The organism is Phycisphaerae bacterium, assembly GCA_035384605.1.
Classification (GTDB): domain Bacteria; phylum Planctomycetota; class Phycisphaerae; order UBA1845; family PWPN01; genus JAUCQB01.
This window is the reverse complement of record DAOOIV010000069.1, coordinates 11,185-28,756: the sequence shown is the minus strand read 5'-3', so window position 1 is coordinate 28,756 and position 17,572 is coordinate 11,185. Positions and strand designations below refer to the sequence as shown.

15 protein-coding genes are annotated in these 17,572 nt (G+C 61.3%); 8 read left to right on the top strand and 7 right to left on the bottom strand.

The genetic code is table 11. The features are described from left to right. The 4 genes from PLL20_14680 to PLL20_14665 all read right to left on the bottom strand — a co-directional run. Positions 1-558: electron transfer flavoprotein subunit beta (locus tag PLL20_14680; GenBank protein HPD31234.1), on the bottom strand; the 558-nt coding region annotated here is incomplete at its 3' end. An 11-nt stretch (positions 559-569) separates the two neighbouring features. Beyond that, positions 570-1,763 carry a (Fe-S)-binding protein gene (locus PLL20_14675; GenBank protein HPD31233.1) on the bottom strand — a complete coding sequence of 398 codons (1,194 nt, stop codon included), beginning with the start codon at positions 1,761-1,763 and terminating at the stop codon, positions 570-572. 1,015 nt (positions 1,764-2,778) lie between these two features. Then, the gene (locus tag PLL20_14670) at positions 2,779-3,630 is read right to left on the bottom strand and encodes a hypothetical protein (GenBank protein HPD31232.1); all 852 of its coding nucleotides are present in this window, start codon (positions 3,628-3,630) and stop codon (positions 2,779-2,781) included. Further along, positions 3,627-4,568, bottom strand: coding sequence for a hypothetical protein (locus PLL20_14665; GenBank protein ID HPD31231.1), 942 nt, complete (start codon positions 4,566-4,568; stop codon positions 3,627-3,629). Before PLL20_14665 ends, PLL20_14670 begins: the two co-directional genes overlap by 4 nt. A gap of 114 nt (positions 4,569-4,682) precedes the next feature. Here PLL20_14665 and PLL20_14660 point away from each other — a divergent pair, with 114 nt between their 5' ends. The 3 genes from PLL20_14660 (at position 4,683) to PLL20_14650 (ending at position 8,262) form a co-directional block, all read left to right on the top strand. Next, the gene (locus PLL20_14660; GenBank protein HPD31230.1) at positions 4,683-6,185 is read left to right on the top strand and encodes a sulfatase; all 1,503 of its coding nucleotides are present in this window, start codon (positions 4,683-4,685) and stop codon (positions 6,183-6,185) included. A 199-nt stretch (positions 6,186-6,384) separates the two neighbouring features. Beyond that, positions 6,385-6,801, top strand: a complete 417-nt coding sequence (gene mscL, locus PLL20_14655; GenBank protein HPD31229.1) for a large conductance mechanosensitive channel protein MscL — start codon at positions 6,385-6,387, stop codon at positions 6,799-6,801. Positions 6,802-6,855: 54 nt separating this feature from the next. Beyond that, positions 6,856-8,262, top strand: coding sequence for a sulfatase (locus PLL20_14650; GenBank protein HPD31228.1), 1,407 nt, complete (start codon positions 6,856-6,858; stop codon positions 8,260-8,262). Here PLL20_14650 and PLL20_14645 read toward each other — a convergent pair whose 3' ends face one another. Then, the gene (locus tag PLL20_14645; GenBank protein ID HPD31227.1) at positions 8,263-8,472 is read right to left on the bottom strand and encodes a YjfB family protein; all 210 of its coding nucleotides are present in this window, start codon (positions 8,470-8,472) and stop codon (positions 8,263-8,265) included. It abuts the gene before it with no gap. A gap of 380 nt (positions 8,473-8,852) precedes the next feature. On the opposite strand from PLL20_14645, the gene PLL20_14640 reads away from it, so the two are divergent. Together PLL20_14640 and PLL20_14635 are read left to right on the top strand one after the other, a co-directional pair. Continuing rightward, a complete protein-coding gene (locus PLL20_14640) occupies positions 8,853-10,436 on the top strand; it encodes a sulfatase (GenBank protein HPD31226.1) in 1,584 nt (527 codons plus the stop codon). Positions 10,437-10,584: 148 nt separating this feature from the next. Beyond that, entirely contained in the window at positions 10,585-12,150 is a 1,566-nt protein-coding gene (locus PLL20_14635) for an isochorismatase family cysteine hydrolase (GenBank protein ID HPD31225.1), read from the top strand. Positions 12,151-12,302: 152 nt separating this feature from the next. On the opposite strand, the gene PLL20_14630 is transcribed toward PLL20_14635, so the two are convergent. Beyond that, entirely contained in the window at positions 12,303-13,487 is a 1,185-nt protein-coding gene (locus tag PLL20_14630) for a Gfo/Idh/MocA family oxidoreductase (GenBank protein ID HPD31224.1), read from the bottom strand. Between the two features lie 354 nt (positions 13,488-13,841). Here PLL20_14630 and PLL20_14625 point away from each other — a divergent pair, with 354 nt between their 5' ends. The 3 genes from PLL20_14625 (at position 13,842) to PLL20_14615 (ending at position 15,903) form a co-directional block, all read left to right on the top strand. Beyond that, positions 13,842-15,008 carry a mandelate racemase/muconate lactonizing enzyme family protein gene (locus PLL20_14625; protein ID HPD31223.1) on the top strand — a complete coding sequence of 389 codons (1,167 nt, stop codon included), beginning with the start codon at positions 13,842-13,844 and terminating at the stop codon, positions 15,006-15,008. A gap of 56 nt (positions 15,009-15,064) precedes the next feature. Then, complete coding sequence (locus PLL20_14620; protein HPD31222.1) at positions 15,065-15,664, top strand: hypothetical protein; 600 nt, start codon at positions 15,065-15,067, stop codon at positions 15,662-15,664. Between the two features lie 95 nt (positions 15,665-15,759). Further along, entirely contained in the window at positions 15,760-15,903 is a 144-nt protein-coding gene (locus PLL20_14615; protein ID HPD31221.1) for a hypothetical protein, read from the top strand. A gap of 462 nt (positions 15,904-16,365) precedes the next feature. Here PLL20_14615 and PLL20_14610 read toward each other — a convergent pair whose 3' ends face one another. Then, positions 16,366-17,310, bottom strand: coding sequence for a sugar phosphate isomerase/epimerase family protein (locus tag PLL20_14610; GenBank protein ID HPD31220.1), 945 nt, complete (start codon positions 17,308-17,310; stop codon positions 16,366-16,368). Positions 17,311-17,572 lie beyond the last annotated feature (262 nt).

Below are 17,572 nucleotides of genomic sequence, written 5' to 3'. Positions count from 1 at the left end.
GGGCGGCTTCTCGGCTGCTTGAATACCAAGGACGGCCGGTTGACGGACCTCGATGTCTGCATTCAGGCCGCCTGGATACTCTTTGCGTGCGACCATCGTCCCATTCTCCGCCTCCACCCGGGTGACGTAGCCGACGTAGGGAAGGCCCATGCGCTCGGCCAGCATCGCGCCGACGAAGCCGTCGAGATCGTCAACCGCCTGCGTGCCGGTCAGGATGAGATCAAACGCCATGTCTCCCATCACGCTCTGAAAAATGACGGCAAGTGCCTGGTTCGTGACGCCCTGATCGAAGCCCTCACCGGTGATCTTGATCAGCCGGTCGACGCCCTTGGCGGCAGCGGTATAAAGGCTTTCGTCCACGTCGCCGGTATCGACGGTGATCACGGTAACCGTTCCGCCGTGCCGCTCCTTCAGCAGCAACGCCTCTTCGAGGGCATGCTCATCCAACTCGTTGGGGATCAGCCGCAAGAAGCTCCGATCCAGCAGACCGGACTGCGCGTCGATCTCCAGATCTTCCACCAGGTCGGGAACAAATTTGACGAGAACGATAATGTCCATAGCGTGATCTCCTAGCCGAATAGGGCCTCAGCGAGCAGTTCGGCGATATCCCTCACCATGAGTTTGCCTTCATTTCCGGTACTCTTGACCGCATCCTCGAAGCGAGGCGTCTCGTACGAACAGGCCACGGCGAGGACGTCGGCTCCAACCGCGATCGCTTCCTTGATCCGCCACTCCGTGGTTCGAGCATGGGCCTTCTCCCATGAGAAACCGTCCAGCCACATTCCGCCTCCGCCTCCGCCGCAGCACAGGCTCAGGGCACGGTTATGCGACATCTCGACAAGCTCGACGCCCGGAATGGCCTCGATAAGCCGGCGAGGCTCCTCGTAAATGTTGTTCTCGTTGGCCCGCCCGAGGTAACACGGGTCGTGATACGTCACCCGCATTGAAAGTGGGTTCTTGAACAACCTTCTGAGTTGATCGATGCGCTCAAACAGGAATTGGGTGTAATGCCTTACCGGCCTGTCAAAACCGAGACGAGGATACTCATGCTTGAGGGCGTTGAACGCGTGCGGGTCGCCGGTGATGATCTCTCTGAATGAATACTTCGTCATCGCCTTGATGTTCTTGCGGGCGAGCAGCTCGAACAGTCCCCATTCCCCCGTGAACGCCTGCGTGTCGCCGTCGCTGTTCTCCTCCGGGCCGAGGATGCCGAATGTCACGTGCAGGGCGTGAAGTACTTTTGCCATTGCTTTGCTGACCGACTGAACACGCGGGTGATACGAGCCGTAATCACCGACAAACCAGAGCACATCAACCGGATCCTTGTGATTCGCCAGCACCGGGACCGGGATGGTGAAATCCTTAGCCCAGTCCGCGCGCTTCCGCGGCGATTCGCCCATGGGATTGCCGTATCGCCGCGAATTGCCCAAGGCGGTCTGTAATTCCGGCGGAATGCTCCCGCCGACAAGCATTTCCGTCTTGAGCGCCGAAAGCAGGCCTCTCGTCAAAGGTATCTGGACCGGACAGACGCTCGCACAGGCAAAACACGAGACGCACAGCCAGATCGTGTCGCTCTCGAGCACACCTTGCCAGTCGTCGGCGCGAAGTGCGGCAATCAGCGATCGGGGCGGATGGTCCATCGCAAAGCCGTAAGGGCACACACCGCTGCATGTTCCGCACTGAAGACATCTGCGGATGTGTTCGCCGTCGGGAGTTGCCCGGATCACCTTGTCGAGAAACTCGTGGGACGTCATGACCGACATGTTGAGATACCTCACGCTTGGAGAAACCGCATCCGGCGATTACCATGAGGACAATACTTGTGTTGCCCTGCCGTCGGCGATTGCCTGCCGGCACCGCCCTGACAACGACAGCGGGGTCCCGCGCCGACCGGAACTGACTGGCCACCCGATTGACGCGTTTCGGGCTCACCCCGCTGCCGTTTACGGTATGTGGCAACAAGACCGCCCGACACAAGGCATCGGTGGCCACGCTCCGCCCGACCGGTGTCAGTCTCGTGCCCGGATCTTGGTTGATGAATCTGCAAACAAGAACGAGGTTCCTGACGGGCAAGTCGCCGTACGCTCCGGAGTTTTCGCGGCCGGCGCGCGACTGCTCCAACGGACTCGCTCGCCGCCATGGACGGAAAAACCTGCGACGGACAATGCCGGCTTGAGGCCCAAGCCGCGCGCCAAGGTCGCACAAACGCCTCTTGCGCGACTATGCTCACTTTTTCAACCGCTTCTGTGGTGCTTCTTGAGATTCGGACGCGGGACCAGGGGCTGTACCCCCGCTCCGCCGCAGGTTGGCGGTAGAAACCTCTGAAAAGCGCGCGCACTTCCCACGTTGCCATGGGGTGGCCTCCCATAGCCTCAACCGAATGCCGGCCCCCTCGAGAGCCCGAATCCTCGCTATGGCCCTATTTCAGCCGTTCGCCACCGCGCATCGGCAATTCAAAAAAACAGACTAATGCGATCACGAGTGCCGAACTTGCCGGAGAAACCAAACACACTCGCTCACACTGACGCGTATTACAGACCATTTGCTCGAACTGACGCCCAAACCACCGCGGGATACGGCTGACAGGCCTCCTGAGTATCCCGCAGCTTGATTAGTGAAATCCTTCACAAGGATACGTGAAAACTTTCACAGAATCAAGGCCCAGGCCATGGCACGTTTTAGCCATTCTGGTCCGGAAACTCAGAGCCCAAACGAGCAGCATTTCGGAATCGCGGAAAGGCGGGTACTTGAAGCCCCAAACTGTTATGCGTCTGGGCCTTACGGAAATGGGGCATGCGCGTCCGGTCCGCCGTCCGCCTCGGTGACATCGGCGATTTCCTTGTACCGCTGCGCCAGCGGTTCAAGGTCGGCGTAGAGCCGGGCTCGGCGGATCAGGAATTCGGCCTGAGCATGCATCCCTTTGCGCCGACAGGCCTTGGCCAGCATGGCATGTACCAGCGCCGCTTGCGGCGACTCGAGCAGTTCAGCGATTCGCACGTTTTCCGACAGCGACTCGGCCGCCAACGCCGGCTGCCCGGCCCGCAACTCGTAACGAAGCTGGATTGGCAGCAGCTTCATCCGGTCGGCCAGGCTCAGCGGCAAGTCGTACAGCGGCTCGAGGGCCTCGCAAGCCTCGCCCACCCGATCGAGCATCAACAGGCTGTCGGCGAGCATCAGGCGAGCGTTGACCGCTACGTTCTTGAGGCGGCCCAAACGATGCCGCAGCAGCGCGCCACAGATCGACACTACCTCTTCGTGACGGTCCTTGGCCAAAAACGATGAAGCCAGATGCTGACAGGCAACCAGTTGAATTCGTGACGACAATGACCACCCGGTCATCACCCGGCCCAGCCACACCCGAGCGTTGTCCGTCTGGCCCGTGCCCAGCAGGATGCGGGCCATCTGCAGCATTCGAGCCAGGTGAAAGCTGACTAGTGCTAGAGCGATCCACCCCAGCAGCACAACGCTCACCAACAACGCGGCCACCCGCCGGTCCAACTGAGCCGGCTCCCACGTTGACCATACCGCGAGCAACGCAACGGTCACTATCGCCAATATGCGGATGACCGCTATCTGGTTGATCCGACGATGGAATCGCCGCAGCAGATTGTCGAGCTCCGTCAAACTCACAGCACATGCTCCACAGCCGCGTACCGGGCGGCCACGGGAGCCAACTCCCCAAACCGGTCCACCAGAGCGTCTGCTCGCACAAGCAAAGTCGCATCCGCCCAGCATTTCTGAGCCGGGCTCGGAAGGTTGGCTTGGTCATAAGCCGCGGCCAGCAGGCCGTACCCGTAGCCCGCGCGGGTGCCCAGGTGTTCACGAAAGAGCGCACGGCGGTAATCGGCCTTGACAAGGCCGTCGGCAGCTTGGCCCATGACAACCTCTCGGAACAGACTGACCAGCTCCACGTGAGCCTTGAGGGAATCCGGCAGGCTCGTACGGTCGAGACGGTCGACCATTTCCACCGCGTCGGCCGTCTGGCCGGTGCGCAGGAGAGTCGCGGCCAGCGCCATACGGGTCATCAGCAGTTGCACGGGATTGGCGACGGCTTCGTTTAGAATGGCCTCATACACCTCTTGCGCCGCGTCATAATCATGACCGATTTCCGCCAGGTTCCCCAGGCCCAGCAAGGCCTCTGTCCGTGCCGGCGCATGGTTGACAGGCCTGGCGAGGAGCTTGACCAGATGTCGCCGAGCTTGCTCCCACTCCTGCAGTTGCAGGCTCTCAAATGCCGCCAGCGTGAGTGTGGCCTGCCGTTGCCGGCGTACCAGCTTGAGAAGGACAACGGCCACAATGAAAAGGAGCACCACGTGAGGCCAAACCCATAAGGGGATCCCGCTCTGGGTAAGGTACTCGGGCCGGGCCAAGGCCGCCCCCAACAGCAGGCCAATGCCCAGCAACACCATGCGAGAGCCGTGCAGCCCTCGAAGCGGCCTGGACGTACGCACCAGCTTTTCGGCAAGCTCCTTGGAAATCATGCATCGTTTGTAACCGGTTGCCGGCTCCATCACAAGGCAAGCAAGAAAACAAAGGGCGTTCGGCGAGAATGCCAGAATGCCACTCACCTTCGGGTCCGGCTCCGTGCATCAGGTTTGTTCGAAGATTTGCCCGAAGGGGCAGGACATCGTTACGTTTGTGCTGCGTCGTTGGCAACAGTACGTGTCCGGAGGCCAGTGCCCATGAGAATGCTCATACTCGTCGCCGTCGTTGCCGGTACCTTCGTCCCGGCGGTGTCTGATGCCGAAAACACTCCGCGGCTTCCCAACTTCGTGATCATTTTCATCGATGACATGGGCTATGCGGACATCGGGCCGTTCGGCGCCAAGGACTACCCGACGCTCAACCTGGACCGAATGGCACAGGAAGGCCGACGTTTCACCGACTTCTATGTTGCCCAGCCGGTGTGTTCGGCTTCTCGGGCCTCTCTGATGACCGGTTGCTATAACGTGCGGGTCGGCATCCTCGGAGCCCTTGGGCCCCGAGCCGACCATGGCATCAACGCCGATGAGATGACGCTCGCCGAGGTCTGCAAACAGAAGGGCTATGCCACCGCCTGCTACGGCAAATGGCACCTTGGCCATCACCCCAAGTTCCTGCCGACGAACCACGGCTTCGACGACTACTTCGGCTTGCCGTATTCCAACGACATGTGGCCCTACCATCCCGAGATAACGCACCTGCCCATGGAGGAGCGCTACAAGCGATGGCCGCATGTGCCCCTGATCGAGGGCACGAAGATCATCAACCCGCAAATCACCGACGAAGATCAGAACATGCTCACCACGTGGTACACCGAGCGGGCGGTGAAGTTCATCGATCGCAACAAGGACCGGCCGTTCTTGCTCTACGTGCCCCACTCGATGGTCCATGTGCCGCTGCACGTGTCCGAGAAGTTCGCCGGCAAGAGCAAGCGCGGGTTGTTCGGCGACGTGGTCATGGAGGTGGACTGGTCGGTGGGTGAGATTCTCGGGGCGATCCGGAGGCACGGGATCGAGAAGAACACGATGGTGATTTTCACCTCGGATAACGGTCCGTGGCTGAGTTACGGCACGCACGCCGGATCGGCCAAGCCCCTCCGGGAAGGCAAAGGCACAACCTTTGACGGCGGATGTCGCGAGCCCACCGTGATGTGGTGGCCGGGGACGATCCCGGCCGGCACCGTCTGCATTACCCCGGCCATGACCATCGATATTTTGCCGACCATCGCCCACCTGATCGGAGCAAAACTGCCGAACCACAAGATCGACGGCAAGAACATCTGGCCGTTGATCGAAGGCCGGCCGGATGCGCGTTCGCCCCACGAGGCGTACTTCTTCTACTGGGGCGAAGCGCTGGAGGCCGTTCGCATGGGCCGGTGGAAGCTGCATTTCTCGCACCCCTACCGAACTCTAGGCAATCGTAAGGGCGGCACGGACGGCAAACCCGAGCCCTACGAGCAAGCCGAAATCGGCTTGACCCTGTTTGACCTGGAGCTCGACCCGGGCGAGACGACCGATGTCAAGGATCAGCATCCTGAAGTCGTGGCAGCTATCGAGAAGCTTGCCGACCGAATGCGCGAAGATTCGGGCGATTCTGCTCGGGGGATCACCGGAACTGGACGACGTAACCCCGGTCGCCTGGAAAAGGGCGACGAACGTTTCGTCGTCAAAGATGGCAAGCAGCTTCTGGCTCGGCCGCAGTAACGCGCAGACGGGGAAGCGGCTCCGATGGACAGATGGTCGGCTTTGGCAGGAGTGCAAAGACACTGGCAGGCGAGGTGCCAGTAACAAATGGTGCCGTTGACCCGTAGCCGGCAAACGCTAGGATGACGCTGGTAAGCGCTGTCTCTCAGCCCTTGCCGTGTGCAGCTCTTTCGCAGTCTTTTCAAGTGAGGAGACCACCATGGACCCGACCAAAAAGGCACTGTCGTTGCTGGAGGAGTTCAAGAACTTCGCCCTCAAGGGTAACGTGATCGACCTGGCGGTTGCCGTTATCATCGGCGGCGCGTTCGGGAAGATCGTCGATTCATTGGTGAAGCACCTCATCATGCCCCTGATCAGCGTGATCATGCCGGGCGAACAGAGCTACCTTGGCTGGCACTGGGTCATCAGGGGCAAGGAGGTCCCTTATGGGCTGTTCATCGGCGAGGTGGTCAACTTCCTGATCGTCGCCCTTGCCCTGTTCATCTTCATCGTCAAATTCCTGGGCTGGATCATGAAGTTCAAGAAGCAGGAGGCCGCCGCTCCGGCCGCTCCGCCGTCGCTCACCAAGGACCAGGAATTGCTCATGGAAATCCGGGACCTGCTCAAGAAGGCCTGACAGATGCCGGCCGTACTTGCTTTCTGTGCGACCCTTTCCCTCGTGACGCAGCAGATGGTGGCCGCGCAACGTCCCAACGTCGTTTTTATCCTCGTCGATGACCTTGGCTACATGGACATCGGGGCGAACAATCCGAACACCTTCTACGAGACGCCGAATATCAATCGGCTGGCCTCGACCGGCATGCGATTCACCAACGCATACGCCGCTTGTCCGGTATGCAGCCCGACACGAGCCAGCATCCTCACCGGCAAGTATCCGGTCCGAACGGGCATCACGGACTACATTAACCCGGCCGGCGGCAACCAACCTCAGGGCTGGAAACGCAATACGCGATTGCTGCCCGCTCCCTACAGCGACCGCTTGGCCCTGGAAGAGGTCACACTGGCGGAGGAATTGAAGGAGGCCGGCTATGCCACCTTCTTTGCCGGCAAGTGGCATCTCGGCCCGGAAGGTTTCTATCCTGAGGACCAGGGTTTCGAGATCAACAAAGGCGGCTGCGAATGGGGCAACCCCCAGGGCGGCAACAAGTACTTCTCGCCCTACGGCAACCCGCGCCTGCCCGACGGACCGCCCGGCGAGCACTTGCCCCACCGGCTCGCCACCGAAACGGTGCGTTTTATCGAGACCCATCGCGACCGGCCCTTCCTGGCGTACTTGTCATTCTATTCCGTCCACACGCCCTTGATGGCCCGCGAGGATCTCACTCACAAATACCTTCAGAAAAAGGAAAGGATCAAACGCACGGGGCCGGATTTCGGCACCGAAGGCGAGAGACAGGTTCGCCTCGTGCAAGACCATGCAGTCTATGCAGCCATGGTCGAGGCGATGGATTTGGCGGTCGGAAAGGTTCTTGACGCGCTCGAACGATTGCACTTGGACGACAAGACCGCCGTGTTCTTCATGTCCGACAATGGCGGCCTCTCGACCTCCGAGGGTTCGCCGACCAGCAACCTCCCGCTGCGTGCGGGAAAGGGTTGGCTCTACGAAGGCGGCATCCGGGAACCCATGCTGATTCGTTGGCCGGGCGTCGCAAAACCAGGAAGCGTCTGCGACACGCCCGTCACCAGCACCGATTTCTACCCCACGATCCTCGAGATCGCCGGTTTGCCGCTCCGGCCACACCGGCACCTGGACGGCGTGAGCCTGGTCCCCTTGCTGAAAGGCGGCACATTGCAGCGCGGACCGCTGTTCTGGCATTACCCGCACTACGGCAACCAGGGCGGCTCGCCGGGCGGGGCTATTCGCGACGGCGATTGGAAGCTGATTGAATGGTTCGAAAGCGGGCGCCTCGAACTGTACAACTTGCGCGAAGACATCGGTGAGAAGAACAACTTGGCGGCCGCAAAGCCCGACCGAGTGGCCTCGCTGCACGAGCAATTGAGAGAATGGCAAAAACGGCTTGAGGCGAAGCTTCCCGTCCCGAATCCGGCGTATGCTGAGCCGAAGACTCCACGCTGACTATGCCCGGACGTCGATGTTGTTTCCCAGATCCTCGGCGAACTGAGTGACGATGGCCTGCATGTTCTCCATCGCCGATTCAAGCAGCTTGGAGACGACCTGCCCATTCTGTTGCATGGCCATCTTCAAAACCTTGGCCCCCACAGCGGTTTGCAGGCGGGCCGTGCTCATGGCCGTCGAAAGACCCGCGATATCCCCGATCATGCTCATGGGAGACGTATCGGCGAGCGTAAGATCGGGCTGAAGCAACGGGGAAATGTCCGATAATAGGCCGAGAGCCTGTCGCTCAACGGGCTGCTGGTTTGTTAGCGTAATCAGTCTGTCAGACCTTTGCCCGATGACCGGTGTACGCTCGCGTGTGCTTCTTTTCGCAGGCGGCTTATCGGTGTCGCGCGTCCAATCCTTTGGGAACCATCGAATGCCATCATCGGGCTCTGAATTGGAGAGATGGATCTGCGCTCGGATTCCGGGTCGGCAATTGGCGCCGAGGCATCGGGCGGATGTGTTGTTCTTCGGTTCCGCTCGCCCTCGACGATATTGCCGGATCGGTTTACCATGCTCGGCAGCCTGACTATTGTGGGAGAACACCGATGAAGCAGATGAGACGCGACTACGGCTCTTGCGACCGAATGCTCACTGTCGGCATGCTGTTGGCTCTTGCCGCGACCGCTGCAGCATCGGCGGCGGAGACGAAACCCGCATCGGACGCTCGTCCCAACATCCTCTTGGCCATCTCCGACGATCAATCCTACCCTTACGCCTCCGCCTATGGTTGCCCGGGGGTCAAAACGCCCGCTTTCGATCGCATTGCCCGGCAAGGGATTCTATTCACCAATGCCATTTGTCCTTCTCCTGGCTGTGCTCCGTCGCGAGCCTCGCTGTTGACGGGGCGGTATCCATGGCAAAACGAGCACGCCGGCACGCACGCCAGCTCATTTCCCGCGAAGCTTGTCGTTTATCCCGATCTGCTCGAGAAGGCCGGTTACTTCGTGGGTTACACCGGCAAGGGCTGGGGGCCGGGGGACTGGGAAGTCGGTGGGCGAAGCCGCAACCCCGCCGGACCGGAATTCAACAAGATCAAGATCGAGAACACGACCCCCGGTGTTGCGGATTGCGATTATTCGGCCAACTTCCGTCTTTTTCTCGAGCAGCGGCCCAAAGGCATGCCGTTCTGTTTCTGGTACGGCGGTAAGGAGCCGCACCGGGGATACGCCCCGGGGATCGGTCTGCGGCACGGAAAGAAACCAGAGGAGGCGAGGATACCCCCGTTTTTGCCCGACACGCCGGAGATCCGCAGCGACATCCTGGATTACTGCTGGGAGATTGAATGGTTTGATCGACACTTGGCCGACATGATCGCCGCTTTGGAGGAAGCCGGCGAATTCGACAACACGCTGATCGTTGTGACCAGCGACAACGGCATGCCCTTTCCACGGGCCAAGGCCAACGTTTACGAGTACGGTATCCACGTCCCGATGGCCCTTTGCTGGCCCCGGCGCATTCCGGGCGGCCGCACGGTAGACGATCTGATCAGCTTCGTGGACCTTGCCCCGACCTTCCTCGATGCGGCCGGCGTCGCTCCGGCCGGACTCCCCGGTGGAAACGGCCGAAGCCTCATGAGCATTCTCACGTCCAACGAAAAGGGCCTGGTCGACACGACCCGCGAAATGGTCTTCAGTGCTCGTGAACGACACAGCTCCTCACGGTATCAGAACCTCGGTTATCCCCAGCGGGCATTGCGCACGCAGCGGTATTTGTACATCCGCAACTTCAAGCCCGACCGTTGGCCCGCAGGTGATCCGAGGCAGCTCAACGCCGACGGCAGCCTCGCTCCCCCGGACAGCGGCTATTGTGACATCGATCCGGGACCCTCCCTGAGTTGGCTTATCACGCATAAGACGCAGCCCCAGGCCGATCGGTTCTTCCATTTGGCGGTCGACAAGCGGGCCCCCGAAGAGCTTTACGATATCCGCGAGGATCCGGGTTGCCTGACCAACTTGATCAGCTCGGCGGAGCATGCCCAAGTGCTCGGCAGGCTTCGCTCGCAGATGGATGACTACCTCCGAAAGACCAACGATCCGCGCGTAACCGGCAACGGTGACGTGTTCGAGACATACGAGCGCTATAGCCCGATCCGTCGCTTCCCGCCCCCCGATTCATCGATTGCTCCGTGAGACCGGGCAGGCTCCGTCAACGGCGCCAAGGTGGCACCATCAGCCGGGATCGCCGGAAGGCGCCACGGTTGGAGCCGACGCGGGACAAGGAATCATCCGACGCCGCGACGGCATCCAATGAAGGTTCCGAGAAAGGAAGGTGTCACTGATGTGTCATATGAAAGGGCTGCCACTCTTGGCGGTGTGTGTATCTGGTTGTGCTTCTGGTCCCGGTCCTCTCAATAGCATCGTGCCCGCCGACCCGCCGCTGGCCGAACCGGTCTACGTGGGACAGGCACTCAAGATCGGCAAGCCCTCTGCCCTCGAATTCTGGGTTGCCTCACCGGTACGTCACCATAAGTACCCATGGAACATCATTCGGATGTGGTGTCCCGAGGCCGCCAAGATCGATGGCCCCGACGGCAAGCCGATCTGGAGCATGAACATCCTCACCGATCCGGCCCGCTGGGAGCAGACGCCCACCGGCTTGGGGGCCCAGTGCGATATCCCGCGCGGCGGCCGGTTCATCCGCACCGTTCGCCAGGACGGAGCCGTCCTGCATCTGACCCACACCTTTCAGAACCACAGCGGCGCCGCATGGAAGAACGTGCACGTCGGATGCTGCCTCCAGTTATCGGCGGCACCGGACTATGAGGATAACACCGGCGAGCGAACATATTGGGTGCTCGACGGTCAACTCACTCCGACGTGCCGAATGGCCATCACCGACCCCGGCATGCGCGGCACACGCGGCGTCGGACAGGCCGTCGAAATGAAAGACGGCACCAGGCGGACATTGACCGAGGGTGCGGTGTTCGTCGTGTCGAAAGACAACAGGTACGTGCTTGGATACTCGTGGCAGCCGGCAGCCGGTCTGTTCTACAACCGAGCGGGCATCGTGGCCTGTAATCACGTCCAACCTCCCGACTTCGACATTCCTGCGGCCGAAGCCAGGAGCATCAAAGGCATCATCTTCATTCACGAAGGCACGCTCCAGGAGGCCTATCGGCGTTTCCTGGAATGGAAGGCCCAGCCCACAGCGGCCGATGAGGTGGTGCCGCCGCTGGACTCTTCGTTTCTCAAGAACTGCGCCTTCGTCTGCGTCGATATCCAGCCCGGCGAGCGAACCGTGGCCACCCTCGAATCACTGCCCAAAGCGTGGCGCGACGCCGGCATGAAACCCGACGATCTGAACGCCGCCACTGCCCACAAGTTCGACGTGGCTTATCCCAACGCTCGCAAGGTCGCTGATGCCTGCCGGCGGATCGGCCTGCCCATGATCTTCGTTCACTGGGGACATCGCCTCCCCGATGGCATGGATCTTGAACCGAGCATCCGCCAGTTCAACATCAGCACCTTCGGGCCGGATCCCGCCAGGTGGCCCAACCATGTTTCCAGCCCCCATGCCCGTCCGGCCGAGTTCCTCGGTGTCCGTGAGGGAGAATACGTCATCGCCAAGACGGATCACGATGCCTTTGCATCCTCCAATATCGATTACGTGTTGCGCAATCTCGGGGTCAAGAACCTGGTATTCATCGGCGGTCATACCGACGCATGCCTCGGCAAGACCTCGATTGCCGCCAAGGAGCGCGGCTACCGCACGCTCTGCGTCGAAGATGCCACCTTCGCCGGCCTGATGTCGCTCTGGCGCCCCGGCCTGCTCAACAGCCAATACGACTACATCATCACAACGGAGGAATTCCTGAAACTGACGGAATCCGTCGCCACCAAGTGAGCTGCGCCATTGTGCGTTTGCTCATAGCAGCCGGTCCCCGTGTCCACCGGCAACTTCACGCAGGCTGCGCAGAAGACGGGCGGTCCACGCCGCTTGGCGTGAGCCGCCCCTTCGAACCGACTTAGCCGTGGCGCCAGGCTGAGCCGGCTTCGTTATTTCACCTCGCTCATCTTCACCGCACAACGGCTCTCGGCCGACAACAACGCCGCTTCCAGAACGCGCTGCGTCTCATAGGCATCGGCAAAATCAGGAAGCGGCACCTCGGGCTTCTCGCCGCCCAAAACCCTCATGATATCCGCGGCCTGGTTGATAAAGCCGTGCTCGTAGCCCAGAATGTGGGCATCCGGCCACCAGTTCCCGACGTAAGGATGATTCCCTCCCGATGTGCACATGATCCGCTTCCAGCCTTGCAGTCGACGCTCAATGGTGTTGTCCCAGTAGTCCAGGTAGTTCATGTCCTCGAACCGGAACCGCAGCGCGCCCTTGTCGCCGTGGATCTCGATCCCGTTCTGGTTCTGGTAACCGGTGGCCAACCGACTGGCCTCGAAGCTGCCCACCGCCCCCTTCTTGAACCGAACAAGGAACAGCACCGCGTCGTCGACGTCGGCCTTGCCCTTCTTTTTAGCGCCTTTGGCCCCTCCGGCAATCCCGCCGCTGGGCCCGGTCTCGACCAGAGTACGCTCCTTGATAAAGGTCTCGGCAATCGCCCCACTGATCTCCACGATCTCGTCACCGGTAATGAAACGAGCCATGTCCACGATGTGGGCGTTCAGATCGCCGTGGGCGCCGCTGCCGGCGAGTTTCTTCTGGAATCGCCAGAGCAGCGGGGTCTCCGGACCGCCCCACTCCTGCAGATAGATGCAACGGACATGGTAAATGCGTCCGATCTTGCCTTCCTTCACAAGCTGGTGGGCCAGCGCCACCGCCGCGCAACGCCGATAGTTGTACCACACGAAAGTCTTGACTTTGGCCTTCTTGGCGGCCTCGACCATCGCCCTCGCGTCGGCAAGCGTGCCCGCAATGGGCTTTTCGCAAGCCACCGGTTTGCCGGCCTCCAGGGCCTCCATTGCCGGCGGCATGTGCATGTAATTAGGCGTGACGATATCGACGAAGTCGATCTCCTCGTTCCGGATCACGCTCTTCCAGTCAGAGGAGGAGTGCTTCCAACCCCAGCGGTCCGCGAACGCCTGGGGATCCTCCTCCTTCATGCCAAAGACCGTGTGCATCACCGGCTGGACCGGCAGTTTGAAGAACTTGGCGACCTTCAGATAGGCATTGCTGTGCGTTCGGCCCATAAAACCCTGGCCGATCAGGGCGACGTTACAGGTTTTTGCCATCGCGCGTCTCTCCTTTCTTTCCGGCCCGCACCGCCGGCGAGCCCGTTGCAAGCGAGGAATTGCCCTTCCGATCGCCCATGGATATAGCGACCAAAGGCAATGGAATCAAGCGCGACCGAACCGCAGCGTCCCTGCAAGGGTGCATCCCTGAAATAGTTGCACATGTGTCGACGGTTGCCGCAAGCAGGGCAGGGGTAAGGTCGCTGCGGCGACCGAGACCTGCCGAGAGCTTCCCGGATCGTCGGCAGGCTTCGTCCGCCGCGCAGATTCCGACCATGCCAGACCTTCGTAACGCGACCGAAAACGGGATGCTCCCCCCTTGCCACAAAACCGCTGCACGGGCAAAGTAGTGGCATGAAGATCACCGACATCGAGCTCTATTACCTGGCACTGCCGCAGATTACCGATGCGGCCGACGGGACCCAGGATACCCTCCTGGTCCACATTGGCACCGACGCCGGAATCGAAGGCTTTGGAGAGTGCGACGCGTCACCTTTGGTCTCAATGGCTGTCTATTGCTGCCCGCCGTCGCACAGCAATATCGTTAACATCCGCGAGACCATTCTCGGCGAGACCGTCGAGACACCAGAGGACATCCGGCGGATCCAGGCCAAAGTCTGGGCCCGCGGACTGGATATCGAACAGATCCACCACGCTTACTCGGGAGCCGACATCGCCCTTTGGGACATCCTAGGCAAGAAACGCGGTCTGCCGGTGTACCGCCTCCTTGGTGATCAGAAGGCTTATCCCAAGAGACCCTACGGCTCGGTCCTCTTCGGTGACACGGCTCAGCAGACCCGCGAGCGGGCCGGATCGCTGGCAGCGGCCGGCTTCAGGGCCGCGAAGTTCGGATGGGGGCCGATGGGCAAGGGAACACTCGATGACGATGTCGCCCTGGTGGCCGCCGCCCGCGCGGGCATGGGGCCGGACAACGAGGTCATGATTGATGCCGGATGCGTCTGGGGCCACGATGTTCAAACCGCCCTGCTGCGGGCTCGCCGCTTCGCCGAGTACAACATCACTTGGCTTGAAGAGCCGTTTCACCCCCACGCGATTGAAGCCTACGGCCGCTTGGCTGAACAGTCGCCGGTCAGACTGGCCGGAGGCGAGGGCTCCAATACCGTGCGATTCGCCGAGGATCTGCTCATGCACGGGGGCGTGTCGTTTGTCCAGATCGATGCAGGGCGAATCGGGGGCATCACCCCTGCGCATGACGTCCGCAGACTGGCCGAGAAGCACGGGGCCATCTACGTCAATCATACTTTTAAGAGCAAGCTCAGCCTGGCGGCGGCGATGCACGTATTCGCCGGCGTCGAGCGGTTCGTCTACCTCGAATATCCACAGTCCGGCTCGCCCCTGGCCGAGAACCTGTGCAAACCCTGCCTCCAACCCGGCTCAGACGGCTTGGTACGGCTGACCGAGGCCCCCGGCCTGGGCGTCGACATCGATGCGGATACCGTTAAGCGATTCCGCAGGCCGGTGCGCATCGAGGTTGACGGCAAGACGCTGCTGGAGGCTTGACCGTAAGGTGACCTTGCCCGCCGGACACCTCAAACGGAGCGACAAAGGAGGATGCAATGGGAAACACATGGTGGATTCTGATCACACTGGTTGGCTTGTTCGCAATAACAGGCGCCAACTGCCTGACGACACCCGTCGAAGAGCCCGTCATCTTCAACGACGGATTCGAGACCGGTTTGGGATCGTGGATGCAGGGTTCGGACGTGCCCGAAGACCCCAACAACCCCGGTAATCCGGTGGCTTGGGCGATCGAACAGAGCGATGCTCAGGCTGTCGAGGGCCGGTATTCAGCCAGGTTCTGTCTTGACGGTGGCCAGGACGACGGGACCATCTGGTTGGTCCGCGAATTCGATGTCACCGCCGGCAGGGTATACTCCGTCATGCTGTCGCTCTCGCTCTGGAGCGAATCGGAAAGCTTCAACACCCTGGCCAAAGTTGCGGCGTATGCCGGCGGCAAGGCCCCTGACGCTGAGTCGGATTTCGACGTCAGCATGGCCGCAGACCAGGTCGCAGGGTGGAAGACATACACCTACGTCATCGATGCCACCGCCACCACCAACGGCAAGATTCGCGTCGCATTCGGCATCAGTGCCGTTTGGGAAACGCAACTGACCTACTACATCGACGACGTAGCTATCGAGATCGAGCCGAAATAGAGGGCGATCAATCCTCAAACGGAGATGCCCGGGCGGTCCGCTGGCCCCGGAATCCTTTCCTGGGTCTTCCGCTTCCCAGCCGAGCGGAGGGCCGAATGACGAATGTCGAAATCCGAATGACCAATGCCCAGATACCAATGACTCATCGATGGCCCGCGTCGGCCGAGGGGCTGCGGTGTGGCGAGCTGGAATGTCGACTCTGCGAGGTTGCTTGGCTGCGCAGCACCTGTGAGGAATGAAGGGCGAAGGCAGAAAGCGTGCCGGGGGAGATGACAGGGATAGGCCTGCGGCAGGTCGACGCCCTGCTTGGTCGGGGCGACTTGGCGGGGCTCTGACCTGCCCTACCTGCTGGTGGAGGATTGCCATCGTCATGAATGCCAAAGGATTCCGGGCCGAGCGAGCCGCTGGCCCCAGATTCCTATCTGGGACCCTTCTGGTGACGATTCCCATCGTCATTCATATGTGAATGCGGAAGGGATTCCGCAGGGGATGCGGCCCGGAAAGGATTCCGGGCCGAGCGGATTCATTTGGAGGCGCATGCCCACGCAAAGCCGTGGGCATGGCACCCGGCGGAAAGGATTCGGGGGCGAGCGGTAAGGTTTCCAAGGGGGATGCCCGCGCACGGCCGTGGGCATGGCCACCCGGCACCCGGCATGGCACGCGGCACGACAACCACAGAACGGTCCGGGAAGGGGGTTTCGTCACGGCCGCGTCGCAGCGATTCTGCCCGCCGTCAGGTCCTCAACAAACCTCCGTGCCTTCTTGGCCTCGCTCAGCAGCGTGGGCAGATCCCCGCGAGCCAGGGTTTCGACGATCAGGGGGCCGCGGGTGAAGCCGCCCTTTTTGAGCCGGGCCATGACCGCGGCGAAATCGACCTTGCCGGTCCCCGGCGTCACGTCCACGTTCTTGGGGTGCAGGTAGTCCTTGACCGACATGCCCACCACAAGGCCGTCCACCATGGCCGCGTCGTCGACGGGGTCAAGCCGCCCTTCGGAATAGTAGTAGATGTTGCCAGGATCATACCAGAGTCTGAAGTTGCGGTGCCCGACGAATTCGATCGCTCTGCGGCACTGCGGACCGGTGGCGTTCAGGCCGCCGTGAGGTTTGATGCTCAGGCCGATGTTCTTCTGTGCGGCATAGTCGCAGCAGGCGGCGACCGTGCGGTAGTAGTCATCATTGTGTTTCGGATCGCCGCTGCCGCCGAGCATCAGACCGGGCGAACCGACGATTGCGCTTGCGTCGATCATGCGTCGCAGAGCCCTGACCGCCGCATCGGGTTCGGTCGAGAAGAAATCGCCCGCATAGACGTTCGCGACCTTCAGTCCGCGTTTCTTGACTTCCTCGCCGACGCGAGCGGCCTCATCGGGTGTGGTTGCGGAAGAGAGAATCAAGTTGGTCGGCGACTTGGCGGTCATCAGACCGACGTACTTGAACCCGGCCTCGGCGATAGCGTCGAGGGCGATCCTGTACTCATGCCCGCCCCACGGCCGGGTGTAGCAGCCGATCTGCCAGGTTTCTTCCCTCTTGACTTCCGGCTCGGATGGCCGTGTATCGGCGGCGATCAACCGGGAACCAAGACCTGCAGCCCCGGCGGCAATCGAACCGGCAAGAAACTCGCGACGTGAAGGCTCCTTGAACGCTGTCATCGGTGAGAACCTCCTCGCGCCAGATGGTAAGCGAATCCGGCTCCGATCTGAAATCTGACAATCTCAAATCTGCAATCCGATAAGCTGCCGGGTGGCCAACGCCCTTTGGACCGGCATCTTGGCCGCCCGTCTCACAGAGGGCCGACGAGGGCGTCGGCCCCACTTCACGGCGCGAGGCTGGGCTCTGAGAAAAGAAGGGCCGCCCCTTTGACTTCCGGCTCGGATGGCCGTGTATCGGCGGCGATCAACCGGGAACCAAGAC

Excerpts from the sequence above, each read along its gene's own strand:
- PLL20_14675 (HPD31233.1), bottom strand. The coding sequence starts at position 1,763 with ATGTCGGTCATGACGTCCCACGAGTTTCTCGACAAGGTGATCCGGGCA.
- PLL20_14660 (HPD31230.1), top strand. The coding sequence starts at position 4,683 with ATGAGAATGCTCATACTCGTCGCCGTCGTTGCCGGTACCTTCGTCCCG.
- mscL (HPD31229.1), top strand. The coding sequence starts at position 6,385 with ATGGACCCGACCAAAAAGGCACTGTCGTTGCTGGAGGAGTTCAAGAAC.
- PLL20_14650 (HPD31228.1), top strand. The coding sequence starts at position 6,856 with ATGGTGGCCGCGCAACGTCCCAACGTCGTTTTTATCCTCGTCGATGAC.
- PLL20_14645 (HPD31227.1), bottom strand. The coding sequence starts at position 8,472 with ATGAGCATGATCGGGGATATCGCGGGTCTTTCGACGGCCATGAGCACG.
- PLL20_14640 (HPD31226.1), top strand. The coding sequence starts at position 8,853 with ATGAAGCAGATGAGACGCGACTACGGCTCTTGCGACCGAATGCTCACT.
- PLL20_14635 (HPD31225.1), top strand. The coding sequence starts at position 10,585 with ATGTGTCATATGAAAGGGCTGCCACTCTTGGCGGTGTGTGTATCTGGT.
- PLL20_14630 (HPD31224.1), bottom strand. The coding sequence starts at position 13,487 with ATGGCAAAAACCTGTAACGTCGCCCTGATCGGCCAGGGTTTTATGGGC.
- PLL20_14625 (HPD31223.1), top strand. The coding sequence starts at position 13,842 with ATGAAGATCACCGACATCGAGCTCTATTACCTGGCACTGCCGCAGATT.
- PLL20_14620 (HPD31222.1), top strand. The coding sequence starts at position 15,065 with ATGGGAAACACATGGTGGATTCTGATCACACTGGTTGGCTTGTTCGCA.
- PLL20_14615 (HPD31221.1), top strand. The coding sequence starts at position 15,760 with ATGACGAATGTCGAAATCCGAATGACCAATGCCCAGATACCAATGACT.
- PLL20_14610 (HPD31220.1), bottom strand. The coding sequence starts at position 17,310 with ATGACAGCGTTCAAGGAGCCTTCACGTCGCGAGTTTCTTGCCGGTTCG.